Origin of the sequence: Bacillus sp. F56, from assembly GCF_001748205.1 — a bacterium.
Classification (GTDB): Bacteria; Bacillota; Bacilli; order Bacillales; family Bacillaceae; genus Bacillus; species Bacillus stercoris.
This window is the reverse complement of the sequence record NZ_BDFC01000013.1, coordinates 51,896-69,844: the sequence shown is the minus strand read 5'-3', so window position 1 is coordinate 69,844 and position 17,949 is coordinate 51,896. Positions and strand designations below refer to the sequence as shown.

Sequence of the window (17,949 nt, the reverse complement as noted above, 5' to 3'; positions counted from 1 at the left end):
TGTCAGGTTTTTTTATGAATTCTGCCCTACTCGTTCTTTCGTCAATCCAAAAAACGCCAGTGAGCCGATGACAGCTGTCACAAACATAATCGCTCCCATCGGAACGGCTGTTGTCTCATTAATGCCAACAAGCGGTGACACAATCGAACCGAGGAGCAGCGGAAGCATTCCAAGCAGTGCACTTGCACTTCCGGCGCGGTGCCCCTGCTTTTCCATGGCCAGCGTGAACGTGCTGGTCAGAACCATGCCGATCGTAATCATGTAAATGAAAATGGATATGACTAATGTGGCAAGAGGACCGTGAATGACAGTCATGGTTAATAGCACAGCCGTCGCAATCATAGCCGTAATGACCGCCATGCGAAGCAGGCTTTTTTCGTGAATGATTCCGCCGAAGCGCCCGATGATAAAGCTGCCTGATATAATGGCCAGGCCGTTAATGCCGAAAAGGATACTAAATACCTGCGGAGACACCCCGTAGATATCCTGGTATACAAAAGGCGTACCGGACACATATGCAAAGCTTCCTCCGTGAATAAACCCGACAGTTAACGCGTACCCCATAAAGGACCGATCCTTCAGCAGGCTGCCCATCGTTTTGACGGATGTTCCGATTGAGCTTGGAATCCGTTTTTCCGGCGGAAGCGTTTCTTTTAACCTCAATGCAATCAGAAGAACCAGCAAAAATCCAATGATCATTAGGACATGAAAAATTGTATGCCACGTTGCGAACGGCAAAAGCAAAATGGCACCGCCTGTCATAGGCGCAACCATCGGCGCCACGGCGGTAATCACCATGAGCAGCGAGAAAAATTTAGAAAGCTCTCTTCCGGTAAACACATCGCGGACGATTGCGCGAGACAGGACAAGCCCTGCGGAAGCAGTGAATCCCTGTAAAAAACGCGCAGCCACTAAAGTTGTAATATTGGGCGACAGTGCACAAAACAGAGAGGATAACGCAAATAAAAAAATACAGATTAATAGCGGTTTTCGTCTTCCCTGCGCATCACTGACCGGCCCGACAATCAGCTGGCCGATCGTAAGTCCGACCAGACAGGCTGTTAAACTTAACTGAACAAGTGAAGCACTCGCTGATAAATCTTCCGCGATTTCAGGAAAACTTGGCAAATACATATCTATATTAAGCGGGCCCAATATAGCAAGCATGCCGAGCAGAAACGCCAGTGCCAAGCGTTCTTTTCCAGTTGGATTGTGCTGCATGTTATCAAACCTTCCCTTCAACCTAATCCCTTATATAATGGATGTCAGCTCCAATAATGGATTGAAGCTGTGAAACATTTGTATATTGTATCATAACTTTCAACCTATGAAAGCCGCTTGATTACTGGCTCGGCAAAGCGATATTCCAAACACCTCAAAAGGGAATGGGCCGGGGAATCATCGTGATCAGCGCCATCTGAAGAAACGGCCAGCTTTTTTTGCTAAGCTCTAGCCTAGCGAGTTTTATATACTGGAAATTTTTAAAAAAACGCAAATGACTTGCAAGATGAAATCAATCGTTGTATATTAATTGACGTGTCAATCATTGATATATCAATTAATAATTTTGACAGGAAGAAGGGATGGGTTTTGGCGTCATTTTGTTCAGAGGAAGCCGAGATTTTATATCAGCTGCAAGGCGTGAACAAGGTGATTGGTGTGAAGTTCGAGGCATGCACGGGCATCAGCCAATCTCGTTTGGAATTGCTGACATTGCTTTATCATGCAGATGAGATCAGTCAAAGCGACCTTCAAAAGAAAGTAAATATCGATAGCGCAGCCGTTACCAGACATCTGAAACAGCTTGAAGCTAAAGGCATGGTGTCAAGACGGCGCAAGCCTGAGGACAATCGCATCACCCTTGTTCGGCTTACAGATCAGGGAAGAGAGCGAATCGAGTCTTCTAAGAAAGAAAAGGAGCGTTTCATGAAGGAAATGCTCGCAAATGTAAGCGCAGAAGAGCGCCGCCTGCTCATTGATGTGCTGGGGCGCATGCGGAACAACATAAACAATATTGAAGCATAAGAGGAGTGTATCAACATGATCAAAACAAACGATTTTATGGAAATTATGAAAGGCCGCCGTTCGATTCGCAACTATGATTCGACAGTGAAAATCAGCAAAGAAGAGATGACTGAAATCTTAGAGGAAGCAACAACTGCGCCATCTTCTGTTAACGCGCAGCCATGGCGTTTTCTTGTCATTGACAGCCCGGAAGGAAAAGAAAAGCTCGCACCGCTCGCAAGCTTTAACCAAACACAAGTCACAACATCATCTGCTGTCATCGCTGTATTTGCAGACATGAACAATGATGACTACTTAGAAGAAATCTATTCTAAAGCCGTTGAACTCGGTTATATGCCGCAGGAGGTCAAAGACAGACAAATCGCCGCGCTGACCGCTCATTTTGAAAAGCTTCCGGCACAGGTGAACCGCGAAACGATCCTGATTGACGGAGGCCTCGTTTCCATGCAGCTGATGCTGACTGCACGCGCGCACGGCTACGATACAAACCCGATCGGCGGATACGATAAAGAAAACATCGCGGAAACCTTCGGATTGGATAAAGAACGTTATGTACCGGTCATGCTGCTTTCTATCGGAAAAGCAGCAGACGAAGGCTATGCTTCCTACCGCCTGCCGATTGATACAATTGCAGAATGGAAATAAAACAAAGAGCCCAGGAATGTTTTCCGGGCTCTTTAATTTTAAGTATAGCCGCCGTTCGACCGCCTGACCTTTTGGTTAACATGTCTGAAGTTAACCCTTGATTTGATTTTGTCGTTTAGTCATGAAAAAAGAGTGATGACCACTCATCACTCTTCTTTCTATTATTCTTTTATTTTCTTCCTGCCGAACGGCCACCAGTTTCCTTCTCCGAAGGTCGCAATGATTGCCGGAATGAAGAGCGGAAGAATGACAAGGCCATATAGCAAGAGCCCGATAATGATAACACTTGCCACCTGCATCAGCGTATTGACGCCTGAAGGCATCATCGCCGCGAACGTACCGGCCAGTATAATAGCAGCTGTAATAATGACAGATCCCATTTTGCTCATTGACCTGACAACACCTTGCTGAATGCCAAGGTGCACCTCTTCCTTAAATCGATCCAGCAAGAAGATCGAATAATCTACCCCTAACGCGATTAAGATAACAAAACTGAAAAATGGTACTGCCCAGCTGACGCCGGCGTTTCCTAAGCCGTTTACAAAAATCAATTCTGTGATAGATATGGACGTATAGTACGTCAGCAGCAGTGACGCGATCATATAAATCGGCATGATCATGGAGCGGAACAAAATGGTTAACACGATAAACAGGCCTATAATCATGATCACCATCGTTCTGGAGAAGTCCGTTGTGGACAGCTCTTTTAAGTCCGCATTCATACTCGTGACCCCGCCGTACACGATCTGGGCATCCTCCAGAGGAGTGCCGTCTACTTCGTTTGCGACAGCTTTTTTGATTTTGTTGATTGTCGTAATGGCTTGTTCTGAGTAGGGATTTGAATCCAGAACGACGCTTAATTGAACACCTTTGCCGTCTGCAAAGGAATATTGGTCAATTGACTTCTTAAAGTCTTTGTCCTTCATTACTTGATCAGGAATAAATATGCCTGTATCTCTTACAGTTGGACTTTTGCTCATGTCCTCTAACATATCACTGGAAGCTGTAATGCCGTCAGAGACTTTCGTCAGGCCTTCATTTGCGCTCTTCACGCCTTCTGACAGCTTCTTCAGGCTTTCTGTCAATGTTCCGGCTTGTGCCTGCTGGCCTGAGAGCTGCTGGTTTGCTTGTTCAAGGCCGGTTTGAATCTGGCCAAGCTGTCCGCTGATTGCTGTAAGCTGCTGCACGGTCTGTGCGGTATTGCCGGTTTGGGAAATCTGTTTGCTCACGAGCTGCAGCTGCTGATTGATTTTGCCCAAACCATCTGCGGCATCGCCCAGTGAACCACCAGAGCCGCTATTTGAGGCCGAGCCGGTTTGCCCTGCCATTTGATTCAGGCCGTTTTCTATATCTGTTAATCCATTTTGGACATCGGCAATCCCTTTTACCGTCTTATCCAGCCCGTCTGAAACCGACCCTAGCTGGTTATCAATATATAAATCTTTGATTTTTTTACCAGTCGGCTGCGTGATGGTCATGACAGAGTCAACATGATCGACTTTCTCGATCGCTTTGCTGATATTTCCGAGATAAGGGATTGTATCAGCTGTTGTGAGATCTTTGTCTCCTTTTACGACAACGTTGATCGGGAACGCTTTTCCTTCCCCGAATCCGTCCTTGATGGCCTCGAGAGCTTTGATTGATTGATAATCACTGCTGATTTCCGCAGTTGAATCGAATGATATCTGGTCATCATAGGTCAAGATGAACGGAAGCGTAATCACCACCGTGATGGCAATGAACAGAAACGGACGCGCAACGGAGTGTTTGCCAAGAAACGCCCATAATTTGTTGTCACTGTGCGACAGCACTTTCTTTGATGGCCAGAATAATTTTTCACCCAGTGTCACCATAAATAATGGCAGCAGTGTATAGAGAATGATCATTAAGATTCCCACACCGACCGCTACTCCTACGGCGGATTGGAAAATCGCAAACTTCGCAAATCCTAACGCGGAAAATCCGATTAATACCGCGAATCCGCTGATGAATAAGGTTTTTCCCCCTGTGCGGTAAGCGATAAGCGCCGCTTCTTTTTTGTCATGCCCGTTTGCCAATTCTTCACGGAATCGTGTAAGAAGCAGAATACAGTAATCTGTTCCAATGCCGAACAGAATCGCGACTAAGAAGGTTTGCGTAAACGTCGAGATAGGAAAATCAACATAGTATACAAGGATGCCAAGTATGGATTGACTGATCAGATAAGAAAAACCCACTGCTACAATCGGTATAAAAGGCGTCACAACAGATCGGAACACGATCAGCAGTAAACCGATGATCAGGCAGACTGTGATCACTTCCGTTTTCTTAAGCCCTTCCTCTGAGCTGTGAGCGAAATCCTGATTAATAAGGGAAGCTCCCGTAATATATGCCGTCAAATCATCGGGAACGATTTGATAAATCTCGTCCGCGATTTTTTCCGCCTTTTTATCAGAACCTGTAATCGTGACAGGAATGAGAACGGTTTTCTTGTCTTTCGACATCAACTGGTCTTTGACTTCTTTTTCCGCTGACAGAGGAGATGTTACCTCTTCTACACCATCGATCTTTTTGATTTTATCGATCATTGTCCGGAGCTGATCCTCTGTTTCTTTCTTTAGAGCGTGGTCTAATGTAAAGACGACACTAATCGAATGATTGTCTTCTCCCGCTTGTTTTAAAATGGCGTTTGCCCTTTCTGAAACAGCATCAGCGGGAAGCTGGGCCTGCCCCTTTTGATTGGCCAGCTCCGTTAAGTTCGGAGAAAATAAACTCAATACGACGGTAAGCGCTAATATAATGGCTGCAATTGCCCACTTGAATTTGATGATGGCTCTCATTCGGCAGAATCTCCTCCTTTAAATTTGCTTTTTAAAATAGTGAATATCTCTATGATGGAATTTACGTGTTCCTCATCTATATCATCGATCAGCTCTTTGAGCGCGTTAAAGATGGCAGAATCTAATTCCTCTAGTATGTGTTCACCACTGGGTGTAATGTTAATAAGCTTAGAACGCCTATCACTTTTTGCCGGACAGTCGTCCCATTGAACCAATCCCTTTTCGAGCAGCTTTTTCAGTCGGTTAGAAATCGCGCTCTTATGTACATTTTGGTACATGGCCAGGCTGCCGGGAGAGGTTGGGCCCTTGACTTTTAAAATCTTCAGCAGGTCTGCCTGTTCCCTTGAGATATGCTTGAAGACATCCTGATTGATTTCACGATGCACAAACTCTGTCCCTTCAAGCAGAACCTCCACAAACAGGTTTATCGCCTGACATAGCTTTTGTTCATTCAACATCTTCCCCTCCTCATTGTAGTTTACCCTGCTAAACTTTATGATTAATGTTAATTAGTTTATTCCTCTAAACTATATCTGTCAACATATTTTATTTATGAACATCTGGAACACTCGTTCGTGTATAATAGGAGTTATAACCGTGAAAGGGGAAAATTGACATGTCAGATTTTGCACTGAAATTGTATCAATATAACATCTGGGCCAATCAGCAAATCTTCAACCGATTAAAAGAGCTTCCAAAAGAGGTATACCATCAAGACATTCAAAGTGTGTTTCCGTCGATATCCCATGTATTGTCTCATGTTTACCTTTCTGATCTCGGCTGGATTGAAGTGTTTTCCGGCAAAACGATGAGCGATGCTTTGGCGTTAGCTGAACAGCTAAAAGAACAGACAGAGGCAAAAGAAATGGAGGAAATGGAAGACCTGTTTCTGAAGTTATCCGAGCGCTACACACTATTTTTACAGCAAAAAGAACAGCTCAATCAGCCCCTCCAGATTCAAAATCCCTCAGGCGGAATCATGAAAACAACTGTTTCCGAACTGATTCCCCACGTTGTCAATCACGGAACATACCATCGCGGCAATATGACGGCAATGCTGCGGCAGGCAGGATACGCATCCGCACCGACAGATTATGGGCTTTACCTGTACATGCAAAAAACTGAACAGGCATAGGAAAGCGGCTTCTACATGGAGCTGCTTTCTTTTGCTGAATAGTCCAAATCACATTAAAATTTCCTTTCATATACCCTTTATAGTAAAAAAGATAGAAATTTTAGTGTTATAATAATCATTAAAAATAGATTGCTGACTCAATAATCAATTTTTAATGGAGGAACACATAAAGTGACAGACGACATGACGAAAGACAATATAAATCAGCAAACATTGCAGAGAGGCTTGAAAAACAGGCATATCCAGCTTATCGCCATCGGCGGGGCTATTGGGACAGGCTTATTTCTCGGCTCTGGCAAATCGATTCATTTTGCCGGACCGTCGATTTTATTTGCTTATATGATCACAGGAATCATTTGCTTTTTAATTATGAGATCGCTGGGTGAACTGCTGTTATCAAATTTGAACTACCACTCTTTTGTGGATTTTGTACAAGACTATCTAGGCGATATGGCAGCCTTTATCACCGGCTGGACATATTGGTTCTGCTGGATTTCCATTGCGATGGCTGATCTGACAGCCGTCGGGCTTTACACTCAATATTGGCTCCCTGGTGTGCCGCAATGGGTGCCCGGCTTAATCGCTCTTATTATTTTACTGATTATGAACCTGGCGACAGTCAAGCTTTTTGGAGAATTAGAATTTTGGTTTGCTTTGATTAAAGTCATTGCCATCTTGGCGTTAATCGTCATTGGCCTTGTGATGATTTTCAAAGGCTTTTCCACAAGCTCTGGAGTGTCCAGCTTCACAAACCTCTGGAGCCATGGAGGCCTGTTCCCGAATGGCATGCACGGGTTTATCCTCTCGTTCCAGATGGTTGTATTTGCTTTTGTCGGCATTGAGCTTGTCGGGCTTACGGCCGGTGAAACAGAAAACCCTGAAAAAGTAATCCCTAAGGCGATTAACAATATCCCTGTCCGTGTGCTGCTTTTTTATATCGGTGCTCTTCTCGTGATTATGAGCATCTATCCTTGGGATGTCATCAATCCTAGCGAAAGCCCATTCGTACAAGTATTTGTCGCGGTTGGCATCGTCGGGGCTGCAAGCATCATTAACTTTGTTGTGTTAACATCCGCTGCTTCAGCATGCAACAGCGCTGTATTCAGTACAAGCCGTATGGTTTATTCCCTGGCGAAAGATCACAATGCGCCGGAGTCAATGGCGAAACTGACTCAGCGTAAAGTGCCTAGAAACGCTTTATTCTTTTCAGCTATCGTGATTTTAATCGGTGTTACGTTAAACTACATCATGCCAGAAGGCGTATTCACCCTGATCACAAGTATTTCAACCGTATGCTTTATCTATATTTGGGGGATTACGGTCATCTGCCATTTGAAATACCGTAAAACAAGACCTGAATTAGCGAAAACAAACAAGTTTAAGCTTCCGCTTTATCCGTTTACAAATTACCTGATTCTTGCGTTCCTGGCGTTTGTTCTGGTTGTGCTGGCACTGGCACAGGATACTCGTGTTTCCTTATTTGTCACACCGGTTTGGTTTATTTTGCTGATTGTGATTTATAAAGTGAGAAAAGCGAAGCATCAATAAGACTCGAAACTCCTGCCTCAGAAATGAGAGCAGGAGTTTTTTTGATGAAAATGACCTTTGCTTTTGAATTTGAAGGTATGCTATAGTGTTTGTAATCAAAACAAGAAGGGATGATGGGTGGACAATGATTAACTAATCTTATTTTTACCGTTTGAAATCAATATTTCAAATCAGAAAAAATAGGATTAGTCTGCCCATTTTCTATATAAACGACACCGCTATTTATAAAGAATAGCTTATTTGATCATGCACAGGCACGGCTAATCCTTCCAACACATTTGGGAGGATTTTTTTATTCTCCCTTTAAAGCGAGGGATATGGATGAAAGAGATGATAACATTAACAAACGTGAGCTACGAAGTGAAGGATCTATCTGTTTTTAAAAACGTAAATGCCAGTGTTCAGCAAGGAGATATCATTGGGATTATCGGCAAAAACGGCGCTGGGAAATCTACGCTGCTGCACCTTATTCACAACGACTTGGCCCCTGCACAAGGACAAATCCTTCGTGCGGATATAAAAATGGCTTTGGTCGAACAGGAAACCGCGGCGTATTCCTTTGCCAATCAGACACCTGCCGAAAAGAAGTTACTGGAGAAATGGCATGTGCCCCTTCGGGAATTTCATCAGTTAAGCGGCGGTGAAAAACTGAAAGCGCGGCTGGCGAAAGGACTCTCAGAGGATGCAGATCTGCTGCTGTTAGATGAACCGACAAACCACCTTGATGAAAAAAGCTTGCAATTTCTCATACAACAGCTGAAACATTATAACGGCACTGTGATTCTCGTTTCTCACGATCGATATTTTTTAGACGAAGCCGCCACAAAAATATGGTCTCTCGAGGATCAGACGCTGGTTGAATTCAAAGGGAATTACTCCGGGTATATGAAGTTCCGGGAGAAGAGAAGACTCACCCAGCAGCGCGAATATGAAAAGCAGCAAAAAATGGTTGAACGAATTGAAGGACAAATGAATGAGCTCGCTTCTTGGTCGGAAAAAGCCCACGCCCAATCGACGAAAAAGGAGGGGTTTAAAGAATATCACCGGGTAAAAGCGAAGCGTACGGATGCCCAAATAAAGTCCAAGCGGAAGCGGCTGGAAAAAGAGCTGGAAAAAGCAAAGGCGGAACCCGTTACCCCAGAATATAAAGTCAGCTTTTCAATCGATACAACCCACAAAACAGGAAAACGTTTTTTGGAAGTTCAGAATGTAACGAAGGCTTTTGGAGAAAGGACTCTCTTTAAAAACGCAAACTTTACAATTCAGCACGGCGAAAAGGTTGCGATCATAGGCCCCAATGGCAGCGGAAAAACGACATTGCTGAATATCATTCTTGGACAGGAAACAGCAGAAGGAAGCGTATGGGTGTCGCCGTCCGCCAACATCGGCTATTTAACGCAGGAGGTGTTTGATTTGCCTTTAGAACAAACACCGGAAGAGTTATTTGAGAATGAAACATTCAAAGCAAGGGGGCACGTTCAAAATCTGATGAGGCACTTAGGTTTTACAGCCGTCCAATGGACTGAACCGATCAAGCATATGAGTATGGGTGAGCGTGTAAAGATCAAGCTGATGGCATATATTCTGGAGGAAAAAGACGTGCTGATTTTAGATGAACCGACAAACCATCTCGACCTGCCGTCACGCGAACAGCTGGAAGAAACACTGTCCCAATACAGCGGCACATTGCTGGCGGTTTCACATGACCGCTACTTTCTCGAAAAAACAACAAACAGTAAACTCGTCATCTCAAACAACGGCATCGAAAAGCAGTTAAACAACACTCCTTCAGAAAGAAATGAGCGGGAGGAGCTTCGGTTAAAGCTTGAGACAGAAAGACAAGAAGTGCTGGGAAAGCTCAGTTTTATGACGCCAAATGATAAAGGGTATAAGGAGCTTGATCAGGCTTTCAACGAGCTTACGAAACGGATAAAAGAGCTGGATGATCAAGACAAAAAAGACTGATGGGGAAAGTTCAAGCGGCATTGAAAAGGACAACAGCTGTTGTCCTTTTTCTTTATATTTTCAAAAAGATGACTTATAGTACCCCTATCACCGCTTCCAGATAGGCATGCTGTGTTTGGGTAACGTAGCGGCTTTTCAGCTTAGCTGTTTCCGCATACGTATATTGGTCATGGCATAACCCATCTTCTGATAAAGATAGACGGCTGTCTCGTTGTGCGCAAACACATGAAGGGCCAGCCTTTCCGCACCAAGCTCTCTTGCTCTTTCATCAAGCGTTTGAAGCGCCAATTGAGCCAGTCCTTTTCCGCGAAAGGCTTCATACAATCCAAAGGAATAGATAAACGCTTCCTTTTGCGGATGAAACGGATCAGCATACAGCCAGAGCCAGCCCATTCTTTCCCCTTGTACATTTGTGATGTTCCAAAAATAATGATTGCTGCTGTCTCGCCCGTTCGGAATCATGTTCTCATATGCCTGCTCCGATTTCTCAAGCGCCTCTTTTTCCGTCCAAGTTCCCGACGTTATGTTTTGTTTCGCATAATTTTGCACGGACATCCCGCGAAAGGCTTCGAATTCTTTCAAAGTCATGGCTTCTAAAGTTAATGTCATTCTGTACTCCTCCTTTATAAAAAAAGCCCAGCTGGTGCCGGACGAATAACGCAGAAATGGAGCTCTATTTCAATTACCCGGTTAATACCTGGGACTTTCTATTATTCAATAAGAGAAGGAGATCTCCTGCATATGGGTTTGTTACACCATGATTATCATGATAGACACAATCAAACAGATCATCGCAGGTATTGTCATAAGGACCGATTGCCGCGCTCGAAAAATATGCGCATGAATTGCTCCCGCCATGAGAACGACAAACAGCACACCTGCTCCTAACGCTGCATACCGATTCCAAATTCCCGCTGTCATAGCAAGTGCCCCGGCTATTTCAAGAATGCCAGTAACAGTCAGAAACCATAATGGATATTGATAATGCCGCCAATGCTCAACTTGAAAGGGAACGCGGCTTACCTTGATGATGCCTCCCACAAGCATAAAAACTGCCAAACTGACTTTCAAAATAGTAGATATCATCTTACGTCACTCCCTTTTGGAAGCATCCCGTATATTAAAAGATTCACAACCTCTGCGGCGAGACTTGCCGGATCTTTGATTCCGGTTAACAAAAAGGAATCCGTTAAATGTTCGATCATGCCGATCAAACATTCAGCGACCGTTTCCATGTCCAGCTCGGAGTGAAAATAGCCAAGCCGCTGTTCTGCTTCTAGGTTTCCTTTCAAAACCATCGCCAGGTCTTTTTTCATTTGTTTCGCTTCCGGGTTGAGAAAAAAGCCGATCCTGGTTACATCCTTGTCTTCAGCCAGACATTGAAAAACAGATTCCACAGCAGACAGCACCCGTTTTGACACATCCTCCGTGTGTAATCCGTTTTCCAAGAGGAGTGACTCTGTCAGCTTTCTTACTCGGGAGTGAAAATCGGTGATTAATTCCTCAAAGATGGCTTCTTTGCTTTGAAAGTACAGATAAAATGAAGGCTGCGTGAACCCAGCTTTTTTTACAATCTCACTTATCTTCGTGTCATGGAATCCCCGAATCGAAAATTCATTAGCGGCAGCTTTGAGTAATCGTTTTCGGCTTTCTTCTCCTTTACGTCCTTTACTTTTCAACTAGGACCACCCCCAAAATAATACCCACAAGTAATGTTACTCAAAAGTATTATTTCATGGCATTAGCTTCATTGTCAATGATTTCAAACTGATCTTATTTGCCAGCTTCCTTTATTAAAGGGTCTCATGTATTTCGAATAACTCAATCAATTCATTGATTCCTATATCAATGGCTTTTCATTCACTGATAAGTATTTGCTGAATAGATTGACATTCAGGCTGTGACAAACTTTATTCTTTTTTTCTAACGAGCATCACTCCGGGGCCAGATAGAGTTTTGCCAGCAAAAGCAAGGAACAATTGGGTGCAGCGGCGCATAATGTACTGTACAGAAAGATGGAAGGGTGTGATGGGATGCCGTCTACAGTAATCAACCTATATTATTTGAAGATCAACAGTATTTCGGGCAATGGTTCAATTACAATAGGCGAAGCTGCTTATAACAGCCCTACCAACAATCAAAAATCTCAAGGGACCAATTCTTCTTTCGGTGATACCTCACCTACAGAATCGGTTATGGAAAACTTCTTAAACGATCCTGATGTAAATGACCAGACATCTATCGGCAACTCTGATACATCCAATGTTAATGCTCCTCCGATTGCACCACCGCCAATTTTAGATTAAAGGGGTTTCGTCTATGCCATATCAAATTAACATCGCAAATATTAAGATCAACGGCGTCACGCAAAACGGAAATATAGATGTCGGTCCGACTGTGCACAACAGCCATACTGCGAACAGCAAATATTTTGGAGCAAACTTTTCCTTAGGGGATCTTTCGCCTACGTCTTCACTTTTGAACACTGGAAATATTGATTCAGACGTTAGTGACCAAGACCAAATCGGAAACCCTTCTGCGCCGATTGCAAATCAAATTTAAGGAGAATCTCATATGGATTTCGAAAAAATTCGAAAGTGGCTTGAGATTACGAATGAATATAAACAAAGTGACTTTTGGACAAATGTGCTCAAGTATAAAGCCCCGGAACATTTTTTTGATTCCGAAGCTTCTACGTTTGTTTACGACTTTTATCAAGATGAAGAATATAATTTTATCATTGTGGAAATGCCCGGTGTGTATGAGGAAGAATTAACAATCCGCTTATTATCTAAAACCCAGCTGTTAATCAAAGGAACGCTCACGCCTGTTTTTCCAGACGAAATGGTGGTGCTGCGTGAACGGTATTACGGAGAAATTGAGCGAACCATTCAGCTTCCTGAAGCCACCGAATCCCATTTATTACAAATTCAGCTATTAAACGGGCTTCTCCACATTTCGTACCCAAGACAAGTCGAAACCATCCCGTTGCAAAAAGGGCTTTAAGATGGTTCCTTTCATTCCTTATCCACAGGGGCTGATATATGGTCTTTATATTGATCCACATAAATATCCCCATTACCAAGCAGCACTGCGTATACGGTCTCTTTCACCTTTATGTCTCTTTTTCGCAATTCTTCCAAAAGCCAGGATTCTGTCAATCGATTCTGCTGTAAATTATTCTGAATGATTTCTCCGTCCATAATAAGCTCTATCGGAAGCCTGTGTTCTTGGTTTACCGCAATCATTAAATCCTGTTTGGTTACATGCCGGAATTGCGGTTTTCTTAACACAGTCAGCTGACCATTCGTTTCAAGGATTGCAAAAAGTACTTCTTCGATATTAAATATTTCTTTTTCACGTAATTGCTGATTTAAATAATCAAGTGTGTAACGCATTTTCCTCATATTCGATTCAAGTATCTTCCCGTTTTGAATCAGCACTGTAGGATCTCCGGCAAAAAATTTTCTCAGCTTCCTGTTCTTTATCGACAGGAACGAAATAAGAAAAATGGTTAGCACAAAAATACTAAACGAAATGGCCATATTGTGCGGTTTTATTGAAGTATTGTAAGCTAATCCGGCAGCAATCGCCCCTAATGTGATCGCCGCAATAAAATCAAAAATCGTCATTTGAGAAATTGTCTGTTTGCCTAAAATCCGTTCTGCGATTAACAGCAATCCAAAGCTGGCAATCGTTCTAATGACAACTTCTAGTTCAATCATGTTATGGCGCTCCCCGCTTCCCAGATTGTGTTGGCCAAAAAACTCCTGCCGATATCATTGTTGGGCTTAATATATCCCATCTACCCCAAAAATATTGTTCGGTTTAGAGCAGAATGAACCGGCTGCCTTTCGGATATATTAAATTGCGATTGGCCAGAAGGAAAGCCAATCCCAGGACAAATCTAATTCCTCATTGGTCAGGTGGTAGCATGAAGTTCACTTGGGAATCTCTTGTTCTCATTGTAGCCGGGGTCATTTTGCTGAGAATTTCAGGAAGGAAATCAATCGCACAAATGACGTCAACTCAAACGGTTGTCATGATTTCGATCGGAACGATTATCGTTCAGCCAATCATCGAGTACAGCCTCTTCAAAACATTAATTGCAGCGGCAATTTTCACAAGCACACTCATCGTTATGGAATGGATCCAAATGAAATCGAACACCATTGAAAAGATGTTAACCGGAAAAGCAAAAATCGTCATTGAAAACGGACAGCTTCATATCGAAAACTTAAAGAAGATGAGACTTACAGCTGACCAGCTTGAAATGCAGCTAAGGCTTCACGGCGTTACGGCTATACAAGATGTTAAAATAGCGACATTAGAGGCCAACGGGCAATTAGGAATAGAATTGACTGATGACGCCAAGCCTTTAACAGTCAGGGATCTGAAAAAACTCATTCACCCGGATTTTCTAAATAAGGATGGACAAGCCCAGTCTGGCAATCAGAATATTTTTGATGAAGTTGGTAAAAAAAATAAAAAAAACGTCCCTAAAAAGCTGCATTAACAAAAGGCGCTTGTGGCATTTTGCAGGTTTTTGTCTCTTACTGAAAGTTTTTGCCGTTTTGCTTAAGCAACTGCTGCTCACACACCATATTGTATAAACAGTCATAACGGAGAGGAGAGATGAATGATGAAATGCCCAGTTTATATTCATTCGATATCCGGGAACAGCGTTTTTAATAACGGATTTGCAGTTTCCATCAGCCCGTTCTCTGTGTCTAAAACAACAGAGGGTTCCGGTGGGAGTAATACAGGTTTGGTTTTTGAATCCAATACTTTAAGCCAAACAAGCTCCGCCAATCAAGCCCAAAATGTAACATATGCGATCCAAGAGCTGCTTTCCAAGCTTTTAGCGTAAAAATTAAGAAATAAACACTTCATGAGGTGCCATATGGCTTTTCCAATTATTCATACAAACTTTTGGGATGCTGTGATAGCCATTCCAATCATCATAGTGATAACCCAAATCCTCAAAATATTATTGAAAATCCCCAAAACTTTTGTGCCATCGGTTGCTTTAATAATAGGTCTTGTCATTTCTGTTTTCATAAGCCATCGACACAGCCTCTTTTCCGGCGTGTTTATGGGCTGGTTTTATGGCTACGCCGCTATAGGCTCCTACTCATCATTAAAAACGACCATCATATCCTTCAGACAAACGAAAAACGATACATCAAATTCATAGATGACATATAACGATCTGCCGCCTCTTGATCAGGCGGCTTTAATTCTGCTGATAGGTTTGAGTGCTGTTACGTTCATCTTCAAAAGAGATGCTCATTGACTCGCTTAAAGAGGCACTATTATTTTTACCATTATGTTGATGCAATGAAATAAAAACGAAATATCATAGAAGTAAATAGACTGCCAGCGTCCTCTATGACATCTACTTCTGAATGAAAGGAGCTTGAAACATGCGATCTCAAATCAACATCTCAAATCTCACGATAAATGGGATGACACAAAACGCCAATACAGATATCGGACAAAACTTGCAAAACAGCCATACTGCGAACAGCAAAAACTACGGTGTCAATTTCACATTAGGAGATTACTCTCCTTCTAATTCCATTATTATTTCAGCAAGTTGTGATAATGATACAAGTGATCAAGGGCAGAATGATAACCCTTCTTCACCTAGTGAAGAATAACATGATCCACAAAAAAAGAACTCATATGAGTTCTTTTTTAAACGTTTGTCTCGTTTGATACTTCTTTTCTGAAAAGCCCAATGATGTTCCACAGGATGAGTGCTGCGGATATGATAAAGTGAGGACTATTCATATGCTGATGGGTTCATGACGACCAATAAAGAAGCGAAAAGATCTAAATGGATAAACCATTTATTCGCCTTCATATAATCGATAAACCCTATCCAGCTTTTGTTCAAGCTGTTCAAAATGAACAAAGCGGGCTTCTCTCAAATACTCAGTCCCATCAATGAACAAAAGAAGCACGGGAACAGTAAAGACTGAAAATCTGCCGGCGACCTCTGCTACATCGTCAGCATTGATATGCCCCAATTTGATGTTTGGATACTGATCCAACACTATTCTAAGCTGCGGCAGAACTGCGTGACATACTGTACAGCCAGGCCTTGATATATAGATAAAACTGAATTGGTGCTGTTTGATAAAATGATCTATAGAATCTAATGAATGTAATGCTGTCATTTCTTTCATCCATTTACTCCTTCAAATAGGTCTGCCTTTATGGCCAAGCTAATATATACCATTCACTATACAGATTTATATTTAGTATTTCCGCTTTTTTGCTTTTCAGATTACCTGCAAGCTTGCCGAAAATGTAAATACAAAAGAACAGTTACTGCATGACAGTAACTGTTCTGATTTACTTTCGTATTAAAAATGCAAAGTGTAAGCTCCTGAACCGATGAGTGCAACCCCTATGGAGACGGCAATGAGCACCACGTTATATTCAAAACCGCCGGCGCCATTCGCAAAGCCTTTCGCTCCATGAACTTTTACGATCGCACCTAGCATAATGATTGTGATGATAGCAGCTCCAAGCGGGAGGAACACACCTAAAATAAATAGAATTCCGCTTACTAACTCCCCAAGGCCTGACAGAGCGGCCGCAGCGTTACCTGGTTTTACCCCAATTGATTCGAACCATTGTCCGGTCCCTTTAATTCCGTATCCCCCAAACCAGCCGAATAATTTTTGTGTGCCATAAAACAGAAACACCACACCAATCATAATCCGAATTAGCAACAGTCCTGCATCTTCCATTTTTATCTCTCCTCATCTTTGATTTCATCTGATTCTTTGCTGCAATACCATCCAGCAATCATCAATTGAATATATGTTTCTTTATTTTTTTATGTGTCAAATCAATCTAATTCTCTTACTTCAAACGGCAGCAGCCCTTGTTCAATTTGTGCCCGATGCGGTTCATATTGCACAGGCAGCATCAATTTTCCGCCCATTGTTTCGTGTGATTCATCATGGGCAAAGCCCGGTGGATCAGTTGCGATTTCAAACAGAATTTCCCCGTGTTCCCTGAAGTAAATGGCATTAAAATAATGTCTATCCCGAACAGGCGTTACACCGTATCCGTGAGAAGCAATATATCTTTGCCAATCTAATTGATCTTGGTCATCACTAGCCCGCCAAGCAATGTGGTGCACCGTGCCGGCTCCCATTTGACCGCGGCCAATAGACGTTAACTTAAGGTCAATCACATTTCCGATATCACCGGCAGAACGATAACGAATGAAGTCTCCTTCCCTGCCGACTCGTTCCAGCCCCATAATGTTTTCCAATAGCTCCGCGGTTTTGTCAGGCTGCGCTGATAATAAAGTTGCGCCCCCAAAACCTTTAATGGCAACATCAGGCGTTACATCTCCGAAGGTCCACGTGTTAGCCGCTCCTTCTTCTCTTTCCACGATTTCTAAGTGCAGGCCATGAGGATCATCAAACTCAATATATTGTTCTCCAAAGCGCTCGATTTTGGTGTATGGAATGTTGAACTTTTCTAGTCTCTTTTCCCAAAATGCCATAGCCCCCTTCGGCACGACATATGACGTTACGCCAACTTGGCCGTCTCCAATGACGCCTTGGCTGGCTCCAGCCCACGGAAAGAAAGTGATGATTGTTCCCGGCTCCCCGCCCTCATTTCCAAAATAAAGATGATACGTACCTGGATCATCAAAATTGACAGTTTGCTTGACCAAACGAAGCCCAAGCACTCCTGCATAGAAATCTGTGTTCTCTTGAGGATGGCCGACAATCGCTGTAATATGATGAATTCCCATTGTTTTTTTAGCCATTTTTATCT

General features: G+C 43.0%; 21 protein-coding genes and 1 pseudogene. 12 read left to right on the top strand and 10 right to left on the bottom strand.

All coding sequences use genetic code 11. From position 1 onward, the window contains the following. Nucleotides 1-12: 12 nt before the first annotated feature. The gene (locus BFW96_RS19925) at nucleotides 13-1,221 is read right to left on the bottom strand and encodes an MFS transporter (RefSeq protein ID WP_069840396.1); all 1,209 of its coding nucleotides are present in this window, start codon (nucleotides 1,219-1,221) and stop codon (nucleotides 13-15) included. Between the two features lie 310 nt (nucleotides 1,222-1,531). On the opposite strand from BFW96_RS19925, the pseudogene BFW96_RS19920 reads away from it, so the two are divergent. Beyond that, nucleotides 1,532-2,025 (top strand): annotated as a pseudogene (locus tag BFW96_RS19920) (MarR family transcriptional regulator). A 15-nt stretch (nucleotides 2,026-2,040) separates the two neighbouring features. Next, entirely contained in the window at nucleotides 2,041-2,670 is a 630-nt protein-coding gene (locus BFW96_RS19915; RefSeq protein ID WP_069840395.1) for a nitroreductase family protein, read from the top strand. A gap of 161 nt (nucleotides 2,671-2,831) precedes the next feature. Here the strand turns inward: BFW96_RS19915 and BFW96_RS19910 are convergent, their stop codons facing one another. Both BFW96_RS19910 and BFW96_RS19905 read right to left on the bottom strand, forming a co-directional pair. Then, nucleotides 2,832-5,489, bottom strand: a complete 2,658-nt coding sequence (locus tag BFW96_RS19910) for an MMPL family transporter (protein ID WP_069840394.1) — start codon at nucleotides 5,487-5,489, stop codon at nucleotides 2,832-2,834. Beyond that, nucleotides 5,486-5,944, bottom strand: coding sequence for a MarR family transcriptional regulator (locus BFW96_RS19905; protein WP_069840414.1), 459 nt, complete (start codon nucleotides 5,942-5,944; stop codon nucleotides 5,486-5,488). Before BFW96_RS19905 ends, BFW96_RS19910 begins: the two co-directional genes overlap by 4 nt. A gap of 161 nt (nucleotides 5,945-6,105) precedes the next feature. Between BFW96_RS19905 and dinB the strand changes: the two genes are divergently transcribed. The 3 genes from dinB (at nucleotide 6,106) to vmlR (ending at nucleotide 10,137) form a co-directional block, all read left to right on the top strand. Beyond that, a complete protein-coding gene (gene dinB / locus BFW96_RS19900) occupies nucleotides 6,106-6,624 on the top strand; it encodes a damage-inducible protein DinB (RefSeq protein WP_069840393.1) in 519 nt (172 codons plus the stop codon). A gap of 171 nt (nucleotides 6,625-6,795) precedes the next feature. Next, complete coding sequence (locus BFW96_RS19895) at nucleotides 6,796-8,172, top strand: amino acid permease (RefSeq protein WP_040084042.1); 1,377 nt, start codon at nucleotides 6,796-6,798, stop codon at nucleotides 8,170-8,172. Nucleotides 8,173-8,493: 321 nt separating this feature from the next. Continuing rightward, on the top strand, nucleotides 8,494-10,137 hold the full coding sequence (gene vmlR, locus BFW96_RS19890; RefSeq protein ID WP_069840392.1) for an ABC-F type ribosomal protection protein VmlR: 1,644 nt from the start codon (nucleotides 8,494-8,496) through the stop codon (nucleotides 10,135-10,137). A gap of 135 nt (nucleotides 10,138-10,272) precedes the next feature. Here the strand turns inward: vmlR and BFW96_RS19885 are convergent, their stop codons facing one another. The 3 genes from BFW96_RS19885 to BFW96_RS19875 all read right to left on the bottom strand — a co-directional run bounded on the left by BFW96_RS19885 (nucleotide 10,273) and on the right by BFW96_RS19875 (nucleotide 11,816). Next, nucleotides 10,273-10,746: a GNAT family N-acetyltransferase gene (locus BFW96_RS19885; RefSeq protein ID WP_069149046.1), complete on the bottom strand. Its 474-nt coding sequence runs from the start codon at nucleotides 10,744-10,746 to the stop codon at nucleotides 10,273-10,275. A gap of 141 nt (nucleotides 10,747-10,887) precedes the next feature. Then, entirely contained in the window at nucleotides 10,888-11,223 is a 336-nt protein-coding gene (locus BFW96_RS19880; RefSeq protein WP_069840391.1) for a DoxX family protein, read from the bottom strand. Then, a complete protein-coding gene (locus BFW96_RS19875; RefSeq protein ID WP_069840390.1) occupies nucleotides 11,220-11,816 on the bottom strand; it encodes a TetR/AcrR family transcriptional regulator in 597 nt (198 codons plus the stop codon). The genes BFW96_RS19880 and BFW96_RS19875 overlap by 4 nt, the downstream gene beginning before the upstream one ends. 354 nt (nucleotides 11,817-12,170) lie before the next feature. On the opposite strand from BFW96_RS19875, the gene BFW96_RS19870 reads away from it, so the two are divergent. Genes BFW96_RS19870 through cotP form a run of 3 tightly spaced genes read left to right on the top strand, consistent with a single transcriptional unit; the run spans nucleotide 12,171 to nucleotide 13,143 of the window. Further along, entirely contained in the window at nucleotides 12,171-12,443 is a 273-nt protein-coding gene (locus BFW96_RS19870; RefSeq protein WP_003243854.1) for a spore germination protein, read from the top strand. A gap of 13 nt (nucleotides 12,444-12,456) precedes the next feature. Further along, nucleotides 12,457-12,699 (top strand): spore germination protein, encoded by a 243-nt coding sequence (locus tag BFW96_RS19865; protein WP_014478992.1) that lies wholly within the window; start codon nucleotides 12,457-12,459, stop codon nucleotides 12,697-12,699. 12 nt (nucleotides 12,700-12,711) lie between these two features. Then, complete coding sequence (gene cotP, locus BFW96_RS19860; protein ID WP_014662972.1) at nucleotides 12,712-13,143, top strand: spore coat protein CotP; 432 nt, start codon at nucleotides 12,712-12,714, stop codon at nucleotides 13,141-13,143. Nucleotides 13,144-13,154: 11 nt separating this feature from the next. Here cotP and BFW96_RS19855 read toward each other — a convergent pair whose 3' ends face one another. Beyond that, complete coding sequence (locus BFW96_RS19855) at nucleotides 13,155-13,862, bottom strand: DUF421 domain-containing protein (RefSeq protein WP_014662971.1); 708 nt, start codon at nucleotides 13,860-13,862, stop codon at nucleotides 13,155-13,157. Nucleotides 13,863-14,071: 209 nt separating this feature from the next. Between BFW96_RS19855 and BFW96_RS19850 the strand changes: the two genes are divergently transcribed. From BFW96_RS19850 to BFW96_RS19835, 4 genes are all read left to right on the top strand, one after another. After that, the gene (locus BFW96_RS19850) at nucleotides 14,072-14,653 is read left to right on the top strand and encodes a DUF421 domain-containing protein (RefSeq protein ID WP_069840389.1); all 582 of its coding nucleotides are present in this window, start codon (nucleotides 14,072-14,074) and stop codon (nucleotides 14,651-14,653) included. Between the two features lie 123 nt (nucleotides 14,654-14,776). After that, nucleotides 14,777-15,007: a spore germination protein gene (locus tag BFW96_RS19845; RefSeq protein ID WP_014662969.1), complete on the top strand. Its 231-nt coding sequence runs from the start codon at nucleotides 14,777-14,779 to the stop codon at nucleotides 15,005-15,007. 33 nt (nucleotides 15,008-15,040) lie between these two features. After that, a complete protein-coding gene (locus BFW96_RS21755) occupies nucleotides 15,041-15,334 on the top strand; it encodes a hypothetical protein (RefSeq protein ID WP_069840388.1) in 294 nt (97 codons plus the stop codon). 229 nt (nucleotides 15,335-15,563) lie between these two features. Next, complete coding sequence (locus BFW96_RS19835; RefSeq protein WP_014662967.1) at nucleotides 15,564-15,800, top strand: spore germination protein; 237 nt, start codon at nucleotides 15,564-15,566, stop codon at nucleotides 15,798-15,800. Nucleotides 15,801-15,992: 192 nt separating this feature from the next. Here the strand turns inward: BFW96_RS19835 and BFW96_RS19830 are convergent, their stop codons facing one another. The 3 genes from BFW96_RS19830 to BFW96_RS19820 form a co-directional block, all read right to left on the bottom strand. Beyond that, nucleotides 15,993-16,331, bottom strand: coding sequence for a thioredoxin family protein (locus tag BFW96_RS19830; protein ID WP_069840387.1), 339 nt, complete (start codon nucleotides 16,329-16,331; stop codon nucleotides 15,993-15,995). Between the two features lie 180 nt (nucleotides 16,332-16,511). Beyond that, nucleotides 16,512-16,901 (bottom strand): DoxX family protein, encoded by a 390-nt coding sequence (locus tag BFW96_RS19825; protein ID WP_069840386.1) that lies wholly within the window; start codon nucleotides 16,899-16,901, stop codon nucleotides 16,512-16,514. Between the two features lie 101 nt (nucleotides 16,902-17,002). Then, nucleotides 17,003-17,941 carry a ring-cleaving dioxygenase gene (locus BFW96_RS19820; protein WP_069840385.1) on the bottom strand — a complete coding sequence of 313 codons (939 nt, stop codon included), beginning with the start codon at nucleotides 17,939-17,941 and terminating at the stop codon, nucleotides 17,003-17,005. Nucleotides 17,942-17,949 lie beyond the last annotated feature (8 nt).